Raw genomic sequence first — 15,810 nt, 5'->3', positions numbered from 1 at the left:
CCTCACAGGTCGGTGAAAGCAGGAGCGGATCAGTAGGAGAACGGCCAGGCTTTCCAGTAGTTGCGGACCCGTACCCAGAGCCCGAACAGGCCCCGGGGCTCGAAGATGAGGAAGACGACGAGAAGTACGCCGTAGAGGATCGTCTCCACCTGGAAGACGTTCGGCACCTCGTTCGGCTGGGCGCTGAGGAACGGCACCCACGCCTGTAGTTCCCGGGTGAACCGGGGCAGCAGGGTGATGAAGAACGCCCCGGCGATCGCGCCGGAGATGGTGCCCGCACCGCCGATCAGCACCATCGCGATGTACTGCACCGAAAGCAGCAGGCTGAACGAGCCCGGGTCGAAGAACCCGGTGACGGTGTAGAGCAGCGCCCCCGCACAGCCGGCGTACGCCGACGAGACGGCGAAGGCGATCGTCTTGTAGCGGGCCAGGTTCACCCCGATCACCCCGGCCGCGATGTCCCGGTCCCGGATCGCGGTGAACGCCCGCCCCACCTTCGACCGGGCCAGGTTGGCGGCGGCCAGCGCGAAGCCGAGCAGGAGCAGCAGCATCAGCCAGTAGAGCTTCTGGTCCCGGGTGCCGAACGGGCCGGTGGCGGCGATCGGCTGACCGAAGAACTCCAGGGTGGCCGCCGGTCGGCCGACCCCGGCGCCGCCGGTCAGCGCCGACCACTCGCTGAACACGTGCTGCCCGATGAAGACCAGGCCGAGGGTGACGATCGCCAGGTAGAGCCCGCGCAGCCGGGTGGCGAGCGGGGCGACGAGCACCCCGGCCAGCCCGGCGACCAGGCCGGCGGCGGGCAGCCAGACCGCGATGTTGGTGACCCCGAACCCGATCACCCGGCCGTCCGGATCGCCGCTGATCGCCGCCGCCGTGTAGGCGCCGACGGCGAGGAAGAACGCGTGCCCCAGCGAGACCTGGCCGGCGTACCCGGTGACCAGGCCCAGCCCGATCGCCCCGATCGCCGCCACGCAGCAGAGCGCCAGCAGTTGCAGCACCTCGTCGGTGAGCAGGAAGGGCAGCGCGAGCGCGCCGACCAGCAGCCCGGCCACCGCCACCCGCTTCGCCCGGGTGTCGAAGAGGGCCAGTTCGCTGGCGTACGAGGTGTGCAGTTCCGGCCGCCCGCGCAGCCGGGTACGCCGTCCCGGGATCGTCATACCCGTTCCACCTCCCGGGTGCCGAACAGCCCGTACGGGCGGACCAGCAGGACCAGCAGCATCAGCACGTACGGGCTGATCACCGAGACGTTGCCGCCGAGCCAGGGCGCGTGCTGCTGGTAGCTGGCGGTGAGTTCCTGGATCGTCCCGACGGCCAGCCCGCCGACCACCGCACCGGGCAGCGAGTCGAGTCCACCGAGGATGATCACCGGCAGGGCGGTCAGCGCGATCAGCCAGAGCGCCGCGTCGACGCTGGCTCCGGCGGCGGCGAAGGTACCGGCCACCGCCGCCAGGCCACCGGCCAGCCACCAGGAGAGGGCGAAGACCGCGCCGACCGAGACACCCTGGGCCAGCGCCGCCTCCTGGTCGTAGGCGGCGGCCCGCATCGCCAGGCCCATCCGGGTGTAGCGGAAGAAGGCGAAGAGCCCGACGATCAGCACGGTGGTGGCGAGCAGCGCGGCGAGGTGCCGCTGTTGCAGGTCGATCCCGGTGCCGGGGACCGTGACGGTACGCAGGCCCCACGGGTCGCCGACGTGCCGGACGTCCAGCCCGATGAACCCGTTGACCACCACCCGGACGGCGACGTCGACCCCGAGGGTGATGATGGCGACCGCGAACGCCGGCCGGCCGACCATCGGCCGCACCGCCACCCGTTCCACCCCGAGCGCCAGCCCGGCGGTGAGTACGGCGGCCACCGGCACCGCGCCCCAGAAGCCGACCGGCCCGGCCAGGTAGGTGACCAGTACCGCGCCGGCAAGCATGAAGGCGGGCTGGGCGAAGCTGATCACCCGGGTCGCCTTGTAGATGATGACGAAACCGAGGGCGAGCAGGGCGTAGACGCTGCCGGTGCCCAGGCCACGCAGCAGGCTCTCGGCGAACTCGGTCATCCCGCCTCCCCCGGCCCGGTCCCGCTCCGGTCGCTCCCGTCCCGGCCGCTCCCGTCCGAGTCGGTGTTCGCGGGGCGGCGGGCGTACAGCTCGTCGATCAGGTCGGCGAAGCGTGCGGCGACGGCGGCCCGGCGTACCTTCTGGGTGGCGGTCAGCTCGCCGTCGTCGTGGTCGAGTTCCTTGGGCAGCAGCGTGAACCGCCGGATCTGCTCGACCGGGGCCCGCCCGGCGTTCACCGCCGCGACCAGCCCCTCGACCAGGGTCCGGACCTCGGGTTTGCCGGCCAGGTCCCGATAGGTGGTGTACGGCAGCCCCCGGCGCTGCGCCCACTCCCCCACGGTCTCCAGCTCGATCCCGACCAGCGCGGTCAGGTACGGCCGGCGGTCGCCGACCAGGATCGCCTCCTTGACGTACGGCGACGCCTTCAGCGCGTTCTCGATCTCGGAGGGGCCGATGTTCTTGCCACCCGCCGTGATCATGATGTCCCTGGCCCGGTCGGTGATCCGCACGTGGGTACCGTCGACCCACTCGCCGACGTCCCCGGTCCGCAACCAGCCGTCGGCGTCGAACGCCGCCGCGGTTGCCGCCGGATCCCGGTAGTAGCCGGCGAAGACACCCCCGTGCCGGGTCAGGATCTCCCCGGTCTCCTCGTCGATCCGCAGCTCGACGCCGGGGTGCGGCTCGCCGACGGTGCCGAGCCGGACCCGGCCCGGCCGGTTTCCGGTGGCCACCGCCGTGTTCTCGGTCATCCCGTACACCTCGTGCATCCGGATGCCGATGCCCATGAAGAAGCGCAGCACGTCCGGGGCGATCGGGGCGGCACCGGAGGCGGCGTACCGGACCCGACGCATCCCGATCCGCACCCGCAGCGCGCGGTAGCAGAACAGCCAGCCGGCCGCGTACGCCAGTCGGGTGCCGGCGGTGTGCCGGCCACCGCTCCGGACCAGTGTGCCGGCGATCCGGTCGGCGACCCCGAGCCACAGCCGGGCGTTCCAGCGCTTGACCGGGGAGGCGTTGGCCAGCCGGATGGTCACCCCGGCAAGGATCTTCTCCCAGATCCGGGGTACTCCGAACAGGATCGTCGGCTGCACCTCCCGCAGGTTCGCCTGCACGGTGTCGATCGACTCGGCGAACGCCACCTGCACCCCGGCACCGGCGTTGAACCAGGTGGTGAAGATCCGTTCCGCGACATGACAGAGCGGCAGGTACGACAGCAGCACGTCGTACGGCCCCGGCGGTGGATCGGTGAACCCGCCACCGTCGACCAGTACCCGGATCGCGAAGTCCACGTTGGCGACGGTCAGCATCGCGCCCTTGGCCGGGCCGGTGGTCCCGGAGGTGTAGATCAGCGTGGCGATGTCCTCGGCGGTCGCCGCCGCCATCCGCGCGGCGACCGCCCCCGGCTCGGCCGCCCGGTGCTCGGCGCCGATCGCCAGCAGTTCGTCCCAGCCGAGCAGGGCGGGGTGCCGGTAGCGGTGCCGGATGCCGCGCGGTTCGAGATAGACGATCCGCTCAAGCTCCGGGCACGTGTCGAGCACCTCCAGCGCCTTGTCGACCTGCTCCTGGTCCTCGGCGATCAGCACCCGGGCGCCGGAGTGCGACAGCAGGTAGCCGACCTCCGGCGCCGGGTTGGTCGGATAGAGCCCGACCGTCATCGCCCGCACCGCCACGGCCGCCACGTCGGTGAAGAGCCACTCCCGACGGTTCTCCGCGTGGATCGCCACCCGGTCGCCGGGCTGTACGCCGAGCGCCAGCAGCCCGTGCGCCACGGTCTGCACGGTGTCCCAGTAGCCCGCCCAGGTCACCTCCTGCCAGATGCCCCGATCCTTCTCCCGCATCGCCACCGCGTCCGGGGTGCCGAGGGCACGGTCGCGGACCCGTACCGCGATGGTGCTGGCCGGGACGGCCCTGGCCGGCGGGCCGGCAGCGGTGCTGGCGGCGGTGGACGCGGCTGCGGTGCTGGCGGTCGCGGCAGCGGCGAGGTCGGCCGGGTCGCCGGCCGGCGCGGTGTCGGCCACGGGTTCGCTCATCGCGGGTCCTCCCGTCGCGGGTCGTCGCCCGGTCGCGGCGGATCGCCCCGACCATCCGGGCCAGCCCGACCAGGCGGCTCGGAGGCGCTGCCGCCGAGGTAGGCCCGCACGACGTCCGGGTGGTGCGGGATCTCGGCCGGGCTGCCGGTCGCGACGACCTGGCCGAAGTCGACCACCAGTACCCGGTCGGCCAGGTCCATCACCAGACCCATGTCGTGCTCGACCAGTACGATCGGGATGTCCAGCTCGTCGCGGATGTCGAGGACGAACCGGGCCATGTCCTCGGTCTCCTCCAGGTTCATCCCGGCGACCGGCTCGTCCAGCAGCAGCAGTTTGGGCTCCATCGCCAGCGCCCGGCCCAGCTCGACCCGCTTCTGCACCCCGTACGGCAGCAGGCCGACCGGCATCCGCCGCCACCGTTCCAGTTCGAGGAAGTCCACGATCTCCTCGACCGCGGCCCGGTTGGCGATCTCGGCCCGTCGGGCCCGGCCCAGCCAGCCGATCGCGGCGAGCGGGCCGTAGCCGATGTGGTGGTGCCGGCCGAGCAGCAGGTTGTCCAGCACGGTGAGGTTGCCGAAGAGTTCGACGTTCTGGAAGGTCCGGGCCATGCCCAGCGCCGCGATGGTGTGCGGCCGGCGGCCGACCAGGTCCACGCCGTCGAAGACGACCCGACCGGTCTGCGGCCGGTAGACCCCGGAGAGGACGTTGAAGATCGAGGTCTTGCCCGAGCCGTTCGGCCCGATGATGGCGAAGAGTTCGTGCCGGCCGACCGTGAAGGTCACCCCGTCGATGGCCCGTACGCCCGCGAAGTGCAGCCGGACGTCCTCGAACCGCAGGATCGGGTCGTCCTCGCCCCGGCCCGCCGCCCGCTCGGCTCCCGCCACGGCCGTCACGACAACCACCGCTTGCGCCGCCGGTAGTGCTTGACCTCCCGGAACGACCGCCGACCGGCACCCGCCGCGGCACCAAGACCGAGATAGAACTCCCGGATGTCGTCGTCGGCCAACAACTGTTCGGCCGGCTTGTCCAGCACCACCTGGCCGGTCTCCAGTACGTAGCCGTGGGTGGCCAGCGAGAGCGCCATCGTGGCGTTCTGCTCGACCAGCAGTACTCCGGCACCGGTGGAGTTGATCGCCACGATCAGCTCGCGTACCTGGTCGACCAGCCGGGGGGCCAGGCCGAGGCTGGGCTCGTCGAGCAGCAGGTAGCGGGGCTGCGCCATCAGCGCCCGGCCCATCGCGAGCATCTGCTGCTCGCCGCCGGAGAGATAGCCGGCGGTGTCCCGGCGCCGCCGGGCCAGCACCGGGAAGAGTCCGAAGACGTGCGCCAGCCGGGCCGGGATCTGCCGGTACGCCGTGTGGCCGCCGAGCCGCAGGTTCTCCTCCACGGTCAACTCGGCGAAGATCCGGCGTCCCTCCATCACCTGGCAGACGCCCCGACGCACCACGGCGGCCGGGCGGAGCCGGTGGATCGGTTCCCCGTCGAGCGTGACCGTGCCCTTGGTGACCGCGCCGTCGTGTACGTCTAGCAGGCCACTGATCGCCCGCAGCAGAGTGGTCTTGCCGGCGCCGTTCGCGCCGAGCAGCGCGACGATCCCGCCGGGCGGTACGGCGAGGCTCACCCCGCGCAGCACCAGCATCACGTCGTCGTAGACGACCTCGAGATTGCGCACCTGAAGCATCCGGGAACCCCGGCTCTCGATTGTGGCGCGGCTCACAAAGTTACCGGACATTAACCACGGCGCAACGTTCCGTCAAGAGCATCGGTGCTAAGAGTGCCGATTCCGCCACATCGATGGAGGCTGGGCGTACCGGTCACCATCCCTTGTGGACTCGCGGGCCGTTGCTTCCGGGTATCTCTCGGGCTGGCGATCTCCGGACGTCGGGTCGTGTCCGAGGTGGCGCGGCGCGGCAGCTCGGCGTACATCCAAACGACCGCGCAGGAAGGGCGGGCGTGGGCCCGGATGGGTGACCAGCGGGAGACGCGACGGACGCTCGGCCGGCTGTCCCGGCTGGTGTCGCCGCTGCCGGTGCCGGACCGGCCCGAGCACCACTACCGGTACGACCCGGCGAAGGCGCTCTCGTACACCGCGACGACGCTCCCGTGCGCCGGCGACCCGGCTGCCGAGGACTACGCCCGGGCGGCGGTCGCGGACCTGAACGGGACCACTCGGCCACGGCGTACCGCGTCGGCTCAACTGGATCTCGGCCTGGCCCTGGTCGCCGCCGGGAAACCGGACGAGGCCAGCGTCACGGCCCAGGCGGCGATCATCTCCGGTCAGTGCCAGTGCCGCCCGAGCTGGGCCCGGATCTCGCCGCCGGGATAGAGCGAGCTGTGCACGTTCACGTACGCGGCACCGGCCCGTACGGCCGCGACCAGCTCGCCGAACTGCCCCGGCGCGACTCCCTGTGCGGTCGGGCCGATCACGTCGACCGGTCGGATCGTCCCGCTGACCGTGGCCGGCGCGGCCGGGCAGGACTGGGTGCCCGCCGGTCCGTTGCCGAGGTTGGTGCAGAGGAAGGTGCTGATCCCGCCGCTCTGGGCCCGGCCGCCGAGGTGGATGTGCGCCTGGGTGACGTTCCCCTCCAGCCCCTGGTAGCTGAGCCGGTAGGTCAGCTCCTGCCCCTCCTCGTTGACGGTGAGGCTGAACCCGCCGTCGCCGCTGGTCGAGATCGCCAACGGATCCTCCTGGTGGCCGGTCAGCCGTTCCCGTACGACGCCCCAGCGCTCCCGGTCGTCGTCGTTGCGGTCGGCGTTCCCGTACGCGATCCGGACCGTTCCCGCCCCGGCGGCCAGCAGGGCGACCACGGAGGCCACCGCGCCATACCATCGTCGGATCATCATCGTCGCGCCTCCCCAGTCCGCTCCGGCCAATGCCCGTCACCCGGTTCAACGGGGCGGACACCAGCCGGGGAACGACAACCAGGTGACGGATCGTGGACAGAGAGTAGTTGACGACAGAGTGGTCTGCCCGTCCGCGCCGCATGGTGTCGATCGACATCATGCGGCGCGGACGAACTGGTCAGACTCCCAGCGAGCGGAGTTGGGGTAGCCCGGACAGGGCTGCGGGTCGGCTGGTGTTGCGGGTGGCGGCGTACTCTGCCTCGGCGCGCACGGGTTCGGCCGGGGCGGTGACCCAACCGGACTGGCCCCAGTCGCCGTTGTAGGCGGTGCACTCCCACCACTTCTCGCGCGGGGAGCCCGGTTCCTTGTTGCCCTTCTTCACGCAGTTCGTCGGGGTGAGCTTGGCGACGACCGCCTCGTAGCTGCGGATCTGGTCCTGGATCACCAGGTTGATGCCGTTGGTGAGGCCGGCACGACCGCGCGCGGCGATCACGATGGCGAACAGCGCGGGCAGGACGTGGCCGATGTTGTCGACCGCCTGTGGGGTCTGGACGGCGTTGACGTACGCGGTCGCCAGCGTCGCGCAGCCCGTCGCGTTCTGCGCCCAGAGCTGCCGCACCGTGTTCGACATGTTCTCGATGTCGGTGAACTCGATGGTGTGCTGGCGGGCGCAGGCCTGCACGTCGGCTGCGGCGATCGCGTCGGTGTGCGCGATGATGTCGTTCTTCGCGGCCTCGACGGCGGCGACGATCTGCTGGACGGCCGCCTTCAGCGAGGCGTCCTCGGAGCCGCCGCCGTTCAGCAGGTGCCCGGCGACCGCGACCACGAGGCTGACCCAGTCGAACGCCATCGCCTGCACCCCTTCGGTGCGCGGCGCGGCCTGGGCCGGTGCGGTACTGGGGACCACCGTGATCGCGACGGCCAGGCCGGCGGCGATCAGGCAGTTGCGCAGTTGTTTCCTCACGTTTCCTCCTACTGTCCCTGTCCGGCGAGGATGCGTTTGGCCGCCGCCCAGCTCGAGTTCCTGGCGGCTTCGAGCTTGAGGTTCTCCAGGTTGACCGGCCCGCTGCGCCAGGTGTCGCCGACCTTGTGGTCGACGGCGACGGCCGTCTCGCCGTTGGCCGCCACGCACTCGTGTCGGACGTAGATCCGGCCCGGGATGGGTTCGGGGTCGCTGACGCGGGTGCACGTCGGTTCCAGGTCGGCCACGATCCGCTGGTTGAGTGCGCGGTACGCGGCCTCGATCTCGCCGAGCCCGCCGGTCCACTTGATGTCGACGCGCACGGCTATGGCGACCGGGTAGAGCGTCTGCGCGCCGAGGCCGATCTGGTCCTTGGCCTTCCGCCCGACCACCCGGTACTTGTAGTTCGCGTTCGCCGCGAAGCCGCCGACCCGCATGGCGAACACTTCCGCCGTGACCTCGTTGTCCCGCATGTTGTGGTAATCGAACACGTCGGCCCGGACCTGGCTGGCGTGCCCGAGCACCTCGGCCGCCTCGAGGCCGTCGGCGTGATCCTTCACCTCGTTCTCCAGGCCGGTGAGTGCGCCGGTGATGACCCGGATGAACTCGACGATCTGGTCCGGCGTCGCGCTGCCCGACCGGTAGATGTTGAAGGCGATCAGTGCCGCGTCCACGATCGGGCTGCTGAGGCCGCCGTCTGCGTTGGCCCGGGCCGGTTGTGCGGTCCCGGTCAGCAGCATCGCGAGCGCGACGGCCGACGCCGCGATGCCATGTATACGTCTCCTCCACATGGCAGAGAGTTTCTCGGCACCGGACGTTGCCCGTCTTCGTGAACCGTGCGTAAGTCCGCGGTGACGTTTGTCAGTCCGCGTAGTGCCGCACGGCGAGCGTCCGCGCTACCGTCGCGCTCAGCAGCCGGACACCGACGGTCGAGCCGGGATCGATGCCGGTGACCTCGCGTACCCGGCGCAGCCGATAGTCCAGCGTGCGCGGGTGGATGTGCAGCGCGGCGGCGGCGCCCGTCCGGTTCATGTCGCTGGCATAGTAGGCACGCAGCGTCGCCACCAGGTCCGGGCCGGTGGCCAGCGCCTTCGCGTAGCTGCGCAGCCACCCGTCGACCGCCGGCGTGCGTGCCACCGCCATCTCCACGAAGAGGTCCGCGATCTCCGGCAGCCGCTCCGGACGATCCTGTGGCGGCGCCACCCGGCTCGCCTCGCGGGCCCAGGCCAGCGTCTCGGCCAGTCCGCCCACCACACCCTCGGCCGTGCCTATCCCGCAGGGCTGCCCGATCAGCGCCGTCGCGTGGCGTACCCACTGAAGGGTCTTCGCTCTGGCGGCGTTGCCGGGCGTGAGCACGGCGACCTCGTCGGCGGCGAGCCAGGTCACCGGAATCCGGTCCGGTGCGAGCGCGGCGACCACCTCGGACTGCGTCTCCGGCGTCGCCGGCCGCGCCATTTTCAAGATCGAGATATGGTACCGCCCGGCGAGGCGCAGGTCGGCGACGAACGGCTCCACCGGCTCGTCCGCGAGCAGGGCCCGGGCCAGGATCTCCAGCCGGGTCGACAACACCCGGGCGGTACCCACGCCACGGGTGTAACCGCGCAGGTAGGCGCTTCGAGCCCGGACGCCCTGGGTGCCGAGCCAGCCGACCATCCGCAGCAGGTCGGTGACGTCCTCGGGGCGGGCCAGATCGTGCACCTCGCGCACCATCATCGCGGTGTGCAGGCCCAGCACCTGCTGCTGGGACGGCACCGACAGGCCCACCTCGGCCCGCTGGCGGCCGACCGCCGCGATGGCGGCCAGGTCCTGCTCCTTCAGCGGCAGCTCGACCGCGGCGAGATCGAGCGACCGGCGCCGGATGAGTACCGCGAAGTCGTACATCCCGATCTGGCCGTCGACGCCGGGCGCCATCGCCTGGTATTCACTGACCTCGTTGGTGTACGTCTCGACCGCGTGCCGCGCGTTGACCTCGACCCGCTCCCGCAGGGCGTTGAACAGTGCACTCATCGATGCGGTTCCTCTCCGTCGCGGATGCTTCGGAGCAGTGGCGGTTGCGGATGGGTCGCGCTACGTCATCGACCGTAACAGACCCCTCACGCTATCCGACCGTCCACGGACCGCCCTGGCGGTGTCAGTCCCGCAGCCGGGCGAGGTGCCGCATCTTGTTCATCGCGTCCAGCGCGGCGACCTTGTACGCCTCGGCCAGCGTCGGATAGTTGAAGACCGCGTCGACCAGGTAGTCGACGGTACCCTGGCAGCCCATCACGGCCTGTCCGATGTGCACGAGTTCGGTGGCCCCGGTGCCGAAGATGTGCACCCCGAGCAGCCGACCGGTGTCCGGGGCGACCAACAGCTTCAGCATGCCGTAGGAGTCGCCGCTGATCGCGCCCCGGGCGAGTTCCCGGTAGCGGGAGATGCCGACCTCGAACGGCACCTTGTCCCGGGTGAGTTCGTCCTCGGTACGGCCGATGAAGCTGATCTCCGGGATCGTGTAGATGCCGATCGGCTGCGCCTCCGACAGGGCCCGCACCGGTTCGGCGCAGGCGTGGTGCGCCGCCACCCGGCCCTGCTCCATCGAGGTGGAGGCGAGGGCGGGAAAGCCGATCACGTCACCGACCGCGTAGATGTGCGGCACCGAGGTCCGGAACTCCGCGTCGACCTCGATCCGGCCCCGGGCGTCGGCGGCCAGGCCGGCGTTCTCCAGGTCGAGTTCGCTGCCCAGCCCCTGCCGGCCGGCGGAATACATCACGGTGTCGGCGGCGATCCGCTTGCCGCTCTCCAGCACCGCGATGGCACCCCGGGCGTGCCGCTCCACCGCCGCCACCGCCTCGCTGAACCGGAAGGTCACCGCCAGGTCCCGGAGGTGGTATTTCAGCGCCTCCACGATCTCCAGGTCGCAGAATTCGAGCATCCGGTCCCGCCGCTCGACCACGGTGACCTTGGTGCCCAGCGCGGCGAACATCGAGGCGTACTCGATGCCGATCACCCCGGCACCGACCACGACCATGGAGTTCGGCACCCGTTCCAGGTTGATGATGCCGTCCGAGTCGATGATCGTACGCTCGTCGAAGTCCACACTGGCCGGTCGCGCCGGCCGGGTACCCACGGCGATGATGATCTTGTCCGCGGTCACCTTCGACTCGTGCCCGACCGGATCGGTCACGGTGACGGTGTGCGGGTCGGTGAACCGGGCGTTACCGGTGATCAGCCGTACCCGGTTGCGCGCCAACTGGCTGCGCACCACGTCGATCTCCCGGCCGATGACGTGCTGGGTCCGCGCCGTCAGGTCGGCGACGGTGATGTCGTCCTTGAGCCGGTAGCTCTGGCCGTACACCTCCCGCTGGCTCAGCCCGGTCAGATAGAGCACCGCCTCGCGCAGCGTCTTCGACGGGACCGTACCGGTGTTGATGCACACCCCGCCGACCATGTGCTGCCGTTCCACCACCGCCACCCGGCTGCCGAGCTTGGCCGCCGCGATCGCGGCCTTCTGCCCGCCCGGCCCCGAACCCACCACGAGCACGTCGAAGTCATGCACCCCTACAGTCTGGCAGGCGGGTGATCGGACCGCGCCGGGCCGATCGGCCGGTTACCGGGCGCGGTCACCGGTTCACCGCCACCCGTCCATCAACCCGCGCAGGTTCTGCCGCCACGCCTCGGCGAAACCGGGCTCGCCGCGCCCGTGCGCCCAGACCACGATGAAGACCGCGGTCAGCGCCCCGCAGGCGTGCAGCACCGCCCGGTCGGCGTCGTCGAGGGTACGACCGTAGCCGGCCAGGAACGCGTCCCCGAGGTCCGGCCGGTCCCGCCACGGGCCGAAGTAGAGCCGGTTCAGGTCGTTGACCCAGACCTCCGGCCCGGCCCACTCGAAGTCGATGACGTGCACCCGCCCCTCGACGCCGTGTCCGTCCTCCCGGTCGACCAGCCAGTTGCGCGGGCTGTAGTCGAGATGGCACGGCACCCGGGCCGGCGCCGGAACGCCGGAGAGGTTCCGCAGCTCGGCCCGGACGAAGTCGAGTTCCCGGGGTTCGAGCAGCCGGCTCGCCCGGACCGAGAGCCGGTCCAGTTCGTCGAGCTTCTCGGCGACCAGATCGGTCCAGGGCGACAGCGTCTCGGTGTCGTGCAGCCGGCGCAGCAGTATCCCCGCCTCGCGCTGCACCTCCGGATCCGTCGCGTACGACAGACCGGCCTCGCCCGGCACCGCCGACAGCACCAGCGCGAGCCGTTCGTCGTCGTACGCCCGCAGCCTCGGTGCGCGCCCGCCGAGCCCCGGCACCCAACGCCGGTACGCCGACAGCTCCCGCCGGTAGCGCTCCGGGTCGCCGTGTCCCTTCACGAACCAGACGGCCCCGTCGTCGTCCCGCAGCTCCAGCACGCCCGCGACACCGTGCCCCCAGGACCGGTCCGCGACCACCTGCCCCGAGCCGAGCACCTGCCGCGCGTACCCGGTCAGCTCGGCACGCATGGTCACTTCCTCTCGGTCGGCGAGCCGGGGTTGAGCAACCGCAGCCCGCCCGGCGCCTCGCTGTGCCACGGAAGGTGGGAGTGGCCGAAGACCAGCAGGTCGCAGTCGGCGAACCGGGCGGCGGACGGAACCACCCTATCCACGCGCCTGCCGTGGTTCTCGCCGGGCCCGACATCCTCCTTTGTTGGCACCCTAAACTATTGACAAGCACCATTCAGCGATGTGAATCTCTCTCCAGGGACACCGCCGCCGGAGCCGGGTGGATGGTGCGGGAGCGCCGGGCAAGCCTCCCGCGTACTCACTCGTGCAATCGACGTCTGGGGATCCCATGTCTTCACTCGCCCAACCCCTGCACCCGGCCCGGCGCCGCGCCCCGATGGTCCTGCGGATCCTCGCGGTCGCGGCGACCGCGGTCGTCCTCCTCGCCAGCGCCCTCGCGGTCTCCCGGGACACCGCGAGCGGGCACGGCTCGACGATCAACCCCGCCTCCCGTAACTACGGCTGCTGGAAGCGCTGGGGCAACGACTTCCAGAACCCGGCGATGGCCACCCAGGACCCGATGTGCTGGCAGGCCTGGCAGGCCGACCCGAACGCCATGTGGAACTGGAACGGCCTCTACCGGGAGGGCGTGAACGGCAACCACCAGGCCGCCGTGCCGAGCGGCCAACTGTGCAGTGCCGGCGAGACCGGCGGCGTCCGGTACGCCGCGCTGGACAACCCGGGCAACTGGCAGGCCGCCAACGTCGGCACCAACTTCAACGTCACCATCCACGACCAGGCGCTGCACGGGGCGGACTACTTCCTGATCTACGTCACCCGGCAGGGCTTCAACCCGCTCACCCAACGGCTCGGCTGGAGCAACCTCGAACTGCTCCGGGAAACCGGCCGGTACGCGCCGGGCGCGGGCACCCGGGAGCCCGGCGACCCGGTGCTGAACGGCGTCTCCAACACGATCCCGATCAGCGCGCCGGGGCGGACCGGCCGGCACATCGTCTTCGTGATCTGGAAGGCCAGCCACGCCGACCAGAACTACTACTGGTGCAGCGACGTCAACTTCGGCGGCAGCGGCAACCCGCAGCCGACCGCCACGCCGACCCGTACCCCCACCCCGACGCCGACCCGCACCACCCCGCCGCCGACGACCACGCCGACCCGTACCCCGCCGCCCGGCGGCTCGGGTAGCTGCTCGGCGACGTACACCGTCACCGGTAGCTGGTCGGGTGGCTTCCAGGCGGACGTACGGGTCACCGCCGGAAGCGCCGCGATCAGCGGCTGGACGGTGACCTGGACATTCGCCAACGGGCAACAGGTCAGCAACTCCTGGGGCGCGACGATCACCAGCAGCGGATCCAGCGTCACCGCCCGGAACACCGACTACAACGGCAGTCTCGGCGCCGGGGCCAGCACCACCTTCGGCTTCCTCGCGTCACAGACCGGCAGCAACGCCGTACCGTCGCTGAGCTGCGCCGCCGCCTGACAGCCGGACGCGGCCCCTTCCCAGCGTCACCGGGTGGCAGGAAGGGGCCGCGTCCGACCTAGAGACCGCCGGGGTGACCAATCCGTGGCAGCCGTCCGACCGGCCAGCCGCACTGTCAGATCAGTCCGGCGTCGTGGGCGAGCATCGCGACCTGGGTACGGTTGCCCAGGTCGAGCTTGGTCAGGATGTGCGTGAGGTGTGCCTTGACGGTGGCCACGCTCATCGCGAGACTCGACGCGATCTCCGCGTTGGTCCGCCCCTGCGCGACCGCCAGCGCGACCTCACGTTCCCGGGGACTCAACGTCGCCAGCGCCGACCGGGCCCGCTCGTAGGCGTCGGCGCCGGTGGTGATCCGTTCCATCAACCGCCGGGTCACCGCTGGCGACAGGATCGGTTCGCCGGCGGCCACCTTCCGGATCGCGTCGACGATGCGCTCCGGCGGGGTGTCCTTGAGCAGGAAGCCGCTCGCCCCGGCCCGCAGCGCGCGTACGACGTGGTCGTCGGTGTCGAAGGTGGTCAGCATGATGACCTCGGGCGGGTTGTGCCGGGCCCGCAACCGGCGGGTCGCCAGGATGCCGTTGACCCGGGGCATCCGGATGTCCATCAGCGCCACGTCGACCCCGTGCCGGTCGACGGCCCCGGGCACCTCGTCACCGTCGGCGAGCGTGCCGACCACGCTGATCCCGGGTGCCCCGTCGAGCATCATCGTGAGGGCGGTCCGGACCAGCGGATCGTCGTCGACGACGATCACCCGCACCACGGGTGGGTTCAGGTCCGCCACGGCAGCTCCGCCCGGAGATGGAACTCGCCGGCCACGTTCACCGCGTGGTCGAGCCGCCCGCCGGCCAGGCTCACCCGTTCGGTGAGCCCGACCAGTCCGATCCCGGCCCCGGGCAGTTCGGGCAACTGGTACGAGAGCGGGTTGCGGACGTCGACGACCAGCGTACCGCCGGGGGAGCCGGCGAGGTGTACCCGTACCGGCTGGCCCGCCGCGTGCTTCCGCGCGTTGGTGAGGGCCTCCTGCACCACCCGGTACGCCGTCCGCCCGGTCACCGGAGCCACCGCCGCCTCCGCCAGGTTCGGGTCGGTCCGGTCCTCGAACGACACGGTGAGGCCGGCCTCCCGAGCCTCCCCGACCAGGCGCGGCACGTCCCGCAGCTCGGGCCCGGGCGGGCTGTCCGGATCGGCGCCGGCCGGCTCCTGCCGGAGTACCGTGACCACCTCGCGGAGTTCGTCGAGGGCCTGGTGCACGCCGCCCCGGATGACCCCGGCCGCCGCCGCGAGCCGCTCCGGCGACGAGTCGGGGCGGTACTCCAACGCACCCGCGTAGACGGCGAGCAGGGACAGCCGGTGGGCCAGTACGTCGTGCATCTCCTGGGCGATCCGGGTCCGCTCGGCGATCCGGGCCTCGGTGACCCGGCGGCCCTGCTCGGCCTCGGCCCGCCGGGCGCGTTCGCGCAGCGACATCACCAGCGCCTGCCGGGCCCGCGCCCAGGTACCCCAGCCGAGCAGTGCCGCGTAGGCGGCGGCCATCAGCAGCAGCCACCAGCCGTACGACAGGCCGGTCAACGGTCGCCACCGGCCCTGCAGGGCGTGCCCGGCGAGCCCGGCGACCGCCACCGCGACGGCGGTGGGGAACGGGCGCTGCCGGGCCGCGTTGATGGCGGCGAAGGTGGCCGCCGGGGTCGCCACCGGGGACACCGCCGCCAGGGCGGCCAGCGCGAGCCCACCGGCGACCGGCCAGGTGACCGCCACCGGCACGAGAGTGCAGGCGACCACGGCCGCCGCGATGTCGAGCCGGAGCCAGGGCGCCGGTCCCGAAGTGACCGTGGTCCAGACCACCGACCCGACGAGCAGGCTGATGGCGATCGTGGAGCCGAGCATGACCAGCCGGGGTGGCCGCGGCACCGGCCGTCGTCCCTCGTCACCCGCCCCGCTCACCCCCATGCGGCCAGGCTAGAGCGGGGTGGGGATCTCGACCACCGACCAAAG

At 71.6% G+C, this 15,810-nt stretch carries 14 protein-coding genes and 2 pseudogenes; 2 read left to right on the top strand and 14 right to left on the bottom strand.

Annotated elements, in window-relative coordinates; all coding sequences use genetic code 11:
* Window positions 1-29 precede the first annotated feature (29 nt).
* The 5 genes from Pma05_RS07295 to Pma05_RS07275 are packed head-to-tail and all read right to left on the bottom strand — an operon-like array spanning window position 30 to window position 5,755.
* Complete coding sequence (locus tag Pma05_RS07295) at window positions 30-1,157, bottom strand: branched-chain amino acid ABC transporter permease (protein WP_239311839.1); 1,128 nt, start codon at window positions 1,155-1,157, stop codon at window positions 30-32.
* The gene (locus tag Pma05_RS07290; RefSeq protein ID WP_203856498.1) at window positions 1,154-2,044 is read right to left on the bottom strand and encodes a branched-chain amino acid ABC transporter permease; all 891 of its coding nucleotides are present in this window, start codon (window positions 2,042-2,044) and stop codon (window positions 1,154-1,156) included. The genes Pma05_RS07295 and Pma05_RS07290 overlap by 4 nt, the downstream gene beginning before the upstream one ends.
* A complete protein-coding gene (locus tag Pma05_RS07285) occupies window positions 2,041-4,074 on the bottom strand; it encodes an AMP-dependent synthetase/ligase (protein ID WP_203856497.1) in 2,034 nt (677 codons plus the stop codon). The genes Pma05_RS07290 and Pma05_RS07285 overlap by 4 nt, the downstream gene beginning before the upstream one ends.
* Complete coding sequence (locus tag Pma05_RS07280) at window positions 4,071-4,967, bottom strand: ABC transporter ATP-binding protein (protein ID WP_239311837.1); 897 nt, start codon at window positions 4,965-4,967, stop codon at window positions 4,071-4,073. The genes Pma05_RS07285 and Pma05_RS07280 overlap by 4 nt, the downstream gene beginning before the upstream one ends.
* Window positions 4,964-5,755, bottom strand: coding sequence for an ABC transporter ATP-binding protein (locus tag Pma05_RS07275; RefSeq protein WP_203856496.1), 792 nt, complete (start codon window positions 5,753-5,755; stop codon window positions 4,964-4,966). The genes Pma05_RS07280 and Pma05_RS07275 overlap by 4 nt, the downstream gene beginning before the upstream one ends.
* A gap of 165 nt (window positions 5,756-5,920) precedes the next feature.
* Between Pma05_RS07275 and Pma05_RS07270 the strand changes: the two are divergent.
* Window positions 5,921-6,355, top strand: a pseudogene (locus Pma05_RS07270) (transcriptional regulator); the annotation flags it as partial.
* Here Pma05_RS07270 and Pma05_RS07265 read toward each other — a convergent pair.
* From Pma05_RS07265 to Pma05_RS07235, 7 genes and pseudogenes are all read right to left on the bottom strand, one after another.
* The gene (locus Pma05_RS07265) at window positions 6,352-6,915 is read right to left on the bottom strand and encodes a CHRD domain-containing protein (protein ID WP_372441437.1); all 564 of its coding nucleotides are present in this window, start codon (window positions 6,913-6,915) and stop codon (window positions 6,352-6,354) included. The pseudogene Pma05_RS07270 and the gene Pma05_RS07265 sit on opposite strands and share 4 nt — an antisense overlap.
* Window positions 6,916-7,096: 181 nt before the next feature.
* Window positions 7,097-7,882, bottom strand: coding sequence for a hypothetical protein (locus tag Pma05_RS07260; protein WP_203856494.1), 786 nt, complete (start codon window positions 7,880-7,882; stop codon window positions 7,097-7,099).
* An 8-nt stretch (window positions 7,883-7,890) separates the two neighbouring features.
* Window positions 7,891-8,670 carry a hypothetical protein gene (locus Pma05_RS07255; RefSeq protein ID WP_203856493.1) on the bottom strand — a complete coding sequence of 260 codons (780 nt, stop codon included), beginning with the start codon at window positions 8,668-8,670 and terminating at the stop codon, window positions 7,891-7,893.
* A gap of 70 nt (window positions 8,671-8,740) precedes the next feature.
* Entirely contained in the window at window positions 8,741-9,886 is a 1,146-nt protein-coding gene (locus Pma05_RS07250; RefSeq protein ID WP_203856492.1) for a PucR family transcriptional regulator, read from the bottom strand.
* Between the two features lie 124 nt (window positions 9,887-10,010).
* Window positions 10,011-11,414 (bottom strand): Si-specific NAD(P)(+) transhydrogenase, encoded by a 1,404-nt coding sequence (gene sthA / locus Pma05_RS07245; RefSeq protein WP_203856491.1) that lies wholly within the window; start codon window positions 11,412-11,414, stop codon window positions 10,011-10,013.
* Between the two features lie 72 nt (window positions 11,415-11,486).
* Complete coding sequence (locus Pma05_RS07240) at window positions 11,487-12,341, bottom strand: phosphotransferase (RefSeq protein ID WP_203856490.1); 855 nt, start codon at window positions 12,339-12,341, stop codon at window positions 11,487-11,489.
* A 5-nt stretch (window positions 12,342-12,346) separates the two neighbouring features.
* Window positions 12,347-12,466 (bottom strand): annotated as a pseudogene (locus tag Pma05_RS07235) (YfcE family phosphodiesterase); the annotation flags it as partial.
* A gap of 203 nt (window positions 12,467-12,669) precedes the next feature.
* Between Pma05_RS07235 and Pma05_RS07230 the strand changes: the two are divergent.
* Window positions 12,670-13,818 (top strand): lytic polysaccharide monooxygenase auxiliary activity family 9 protein, encoded by a 1,149-nt coding sequence (locus Pma05_RS07230; RefSeq protein WP_239311835.1) that lies wholly within the window; start codon window positions 12,670-12,672, stop codon window positions 13,816-13,818.
* Between the two features lie 115 nt (window positions 13,819-13,933).
* Here the strand turns inward: Pma05_RS07230 and Pma05_RS07225 are convergent, their stop codons facing one another.
* Window positions 13,934-14,599 (bottom strand): response regulator, encoded by a 666-nt coding sequence (locus Pma05_RS07225; RefSeq protein ID WP_239311833.1) that lies wholly within the window; start codon window positions 14,597-14,599, stop codon window positions 13,934-13,936.
* The gene (locus tag Pma05_RS07220) at window positions 14,587-15,765 is read right to left on the bottom strand and encodes a sensor histidine kinase (RefSeq protein WP_239311831.1); all 1,179 of its coding nucleotides are present in this window, start codon (window positions 15,763-15,765) and stop codon (window positions 14,587-14,589) included. The genes Pma05_RS07225 and Pma05_RS07220 overlap by 13 nt, the downstream gene beginning before the upstream one ends.
* Window positions 15,766-15,810 lie beyond the last annotated feature (45 nt).

This window comes from Plantactinospora mayteni, from assembly GCF_016862935.1.
Lineage (GTDB): Bacteria > Actinomycetota > Actinomycetes > Mycobacteriales > Micromonosporaceae > Plantactinospora > Plantactinospora mayteni.
Note: the sequence above shows the minus strand (reverse complement) of the source record. Positions and strands in the feature narration are given on the sequence as shown.

What these genes read in the sequence shown, in the direction of transcription:
- Pma05_RS07295 (WP_239311839.1), bottom strand. Translation starts at nt 1,157, where the DNA reads ATGACGATCCCGGGACGGCGTACCCGGCTGCGCGGGCGGCCGGAACTG.
- Pma05_RS07290 (WP_203856498.1), bottom strand. Translation starts at nt 2,044, where the DNA reads ATGACCGAGTTCGCCGAGAGCCTGCTGCGTGGCCTGGGCACCGGCAGC.
- Pma05_RS07285 (WP_203856497.1), bottom strand. Translation starts at nt 4,074, where the DNA reads ATGAGCGAACCCGTGGCCGACACCGCGCCGGCCGGCGACCCGGCCGAC.
- Pma05_RS07275 (WP_203856496.1), bottom strand. Translation starts at nt 5,755, where the DNA reads ATGCTTCAGGTGCGCAATCTCGAGGTCGTCTACGACGACGTGATGCTG.
- Pma05_RS07265 (WP_372441437.1), bottom strand. Translation starts at nt 6,915, where the DNA reads ATGATCCGACGATGGTATGGCGCGGTGGCCTCCGTGGTCGCCCTGCTG.
- Pma05_RS07255 (WP_203856493.1), bottom strand. Translation starts at nt 8,670, where the DNA reads ATGTGGAGGAGACGTATACATGGCATCGCGGCGTCGGCCGTCGCGCTC.
- Pma05_RS07250 (WP_203856492.1), bottom strand. Translation starts at nt 9,886, where the DNA reads ATGAGTGCACTGTTCAACGCCCTGCGGGAGCGGGTCGAGGTCAACGCG.
- Pma05_RS07240 (WP_203856490.1), bottom strand. Translation starts at nt 12,341, where the DNA reads ATGCGTGCCGAGCTGACCGGGTACGCGCGGCAGGTGCTCGGCTCGGGG.
- Pma05_RS07230 (WP_239311835.1), top strand. Translation starts at nt 12,670, where the DNA reads ATGTCTTCACTCGCCCAACCCCTGCACCCGGCCCGGCGCCGCGCCCCG.
- Pma05_RS07220 (WP_239311831.1), bottom strand. Translation starts at nt 15,765, where the DNA reads ATGGGGGTGAGCGGGGCGGGTGACGAGGGACGACGGCCGGTGCCGCGG.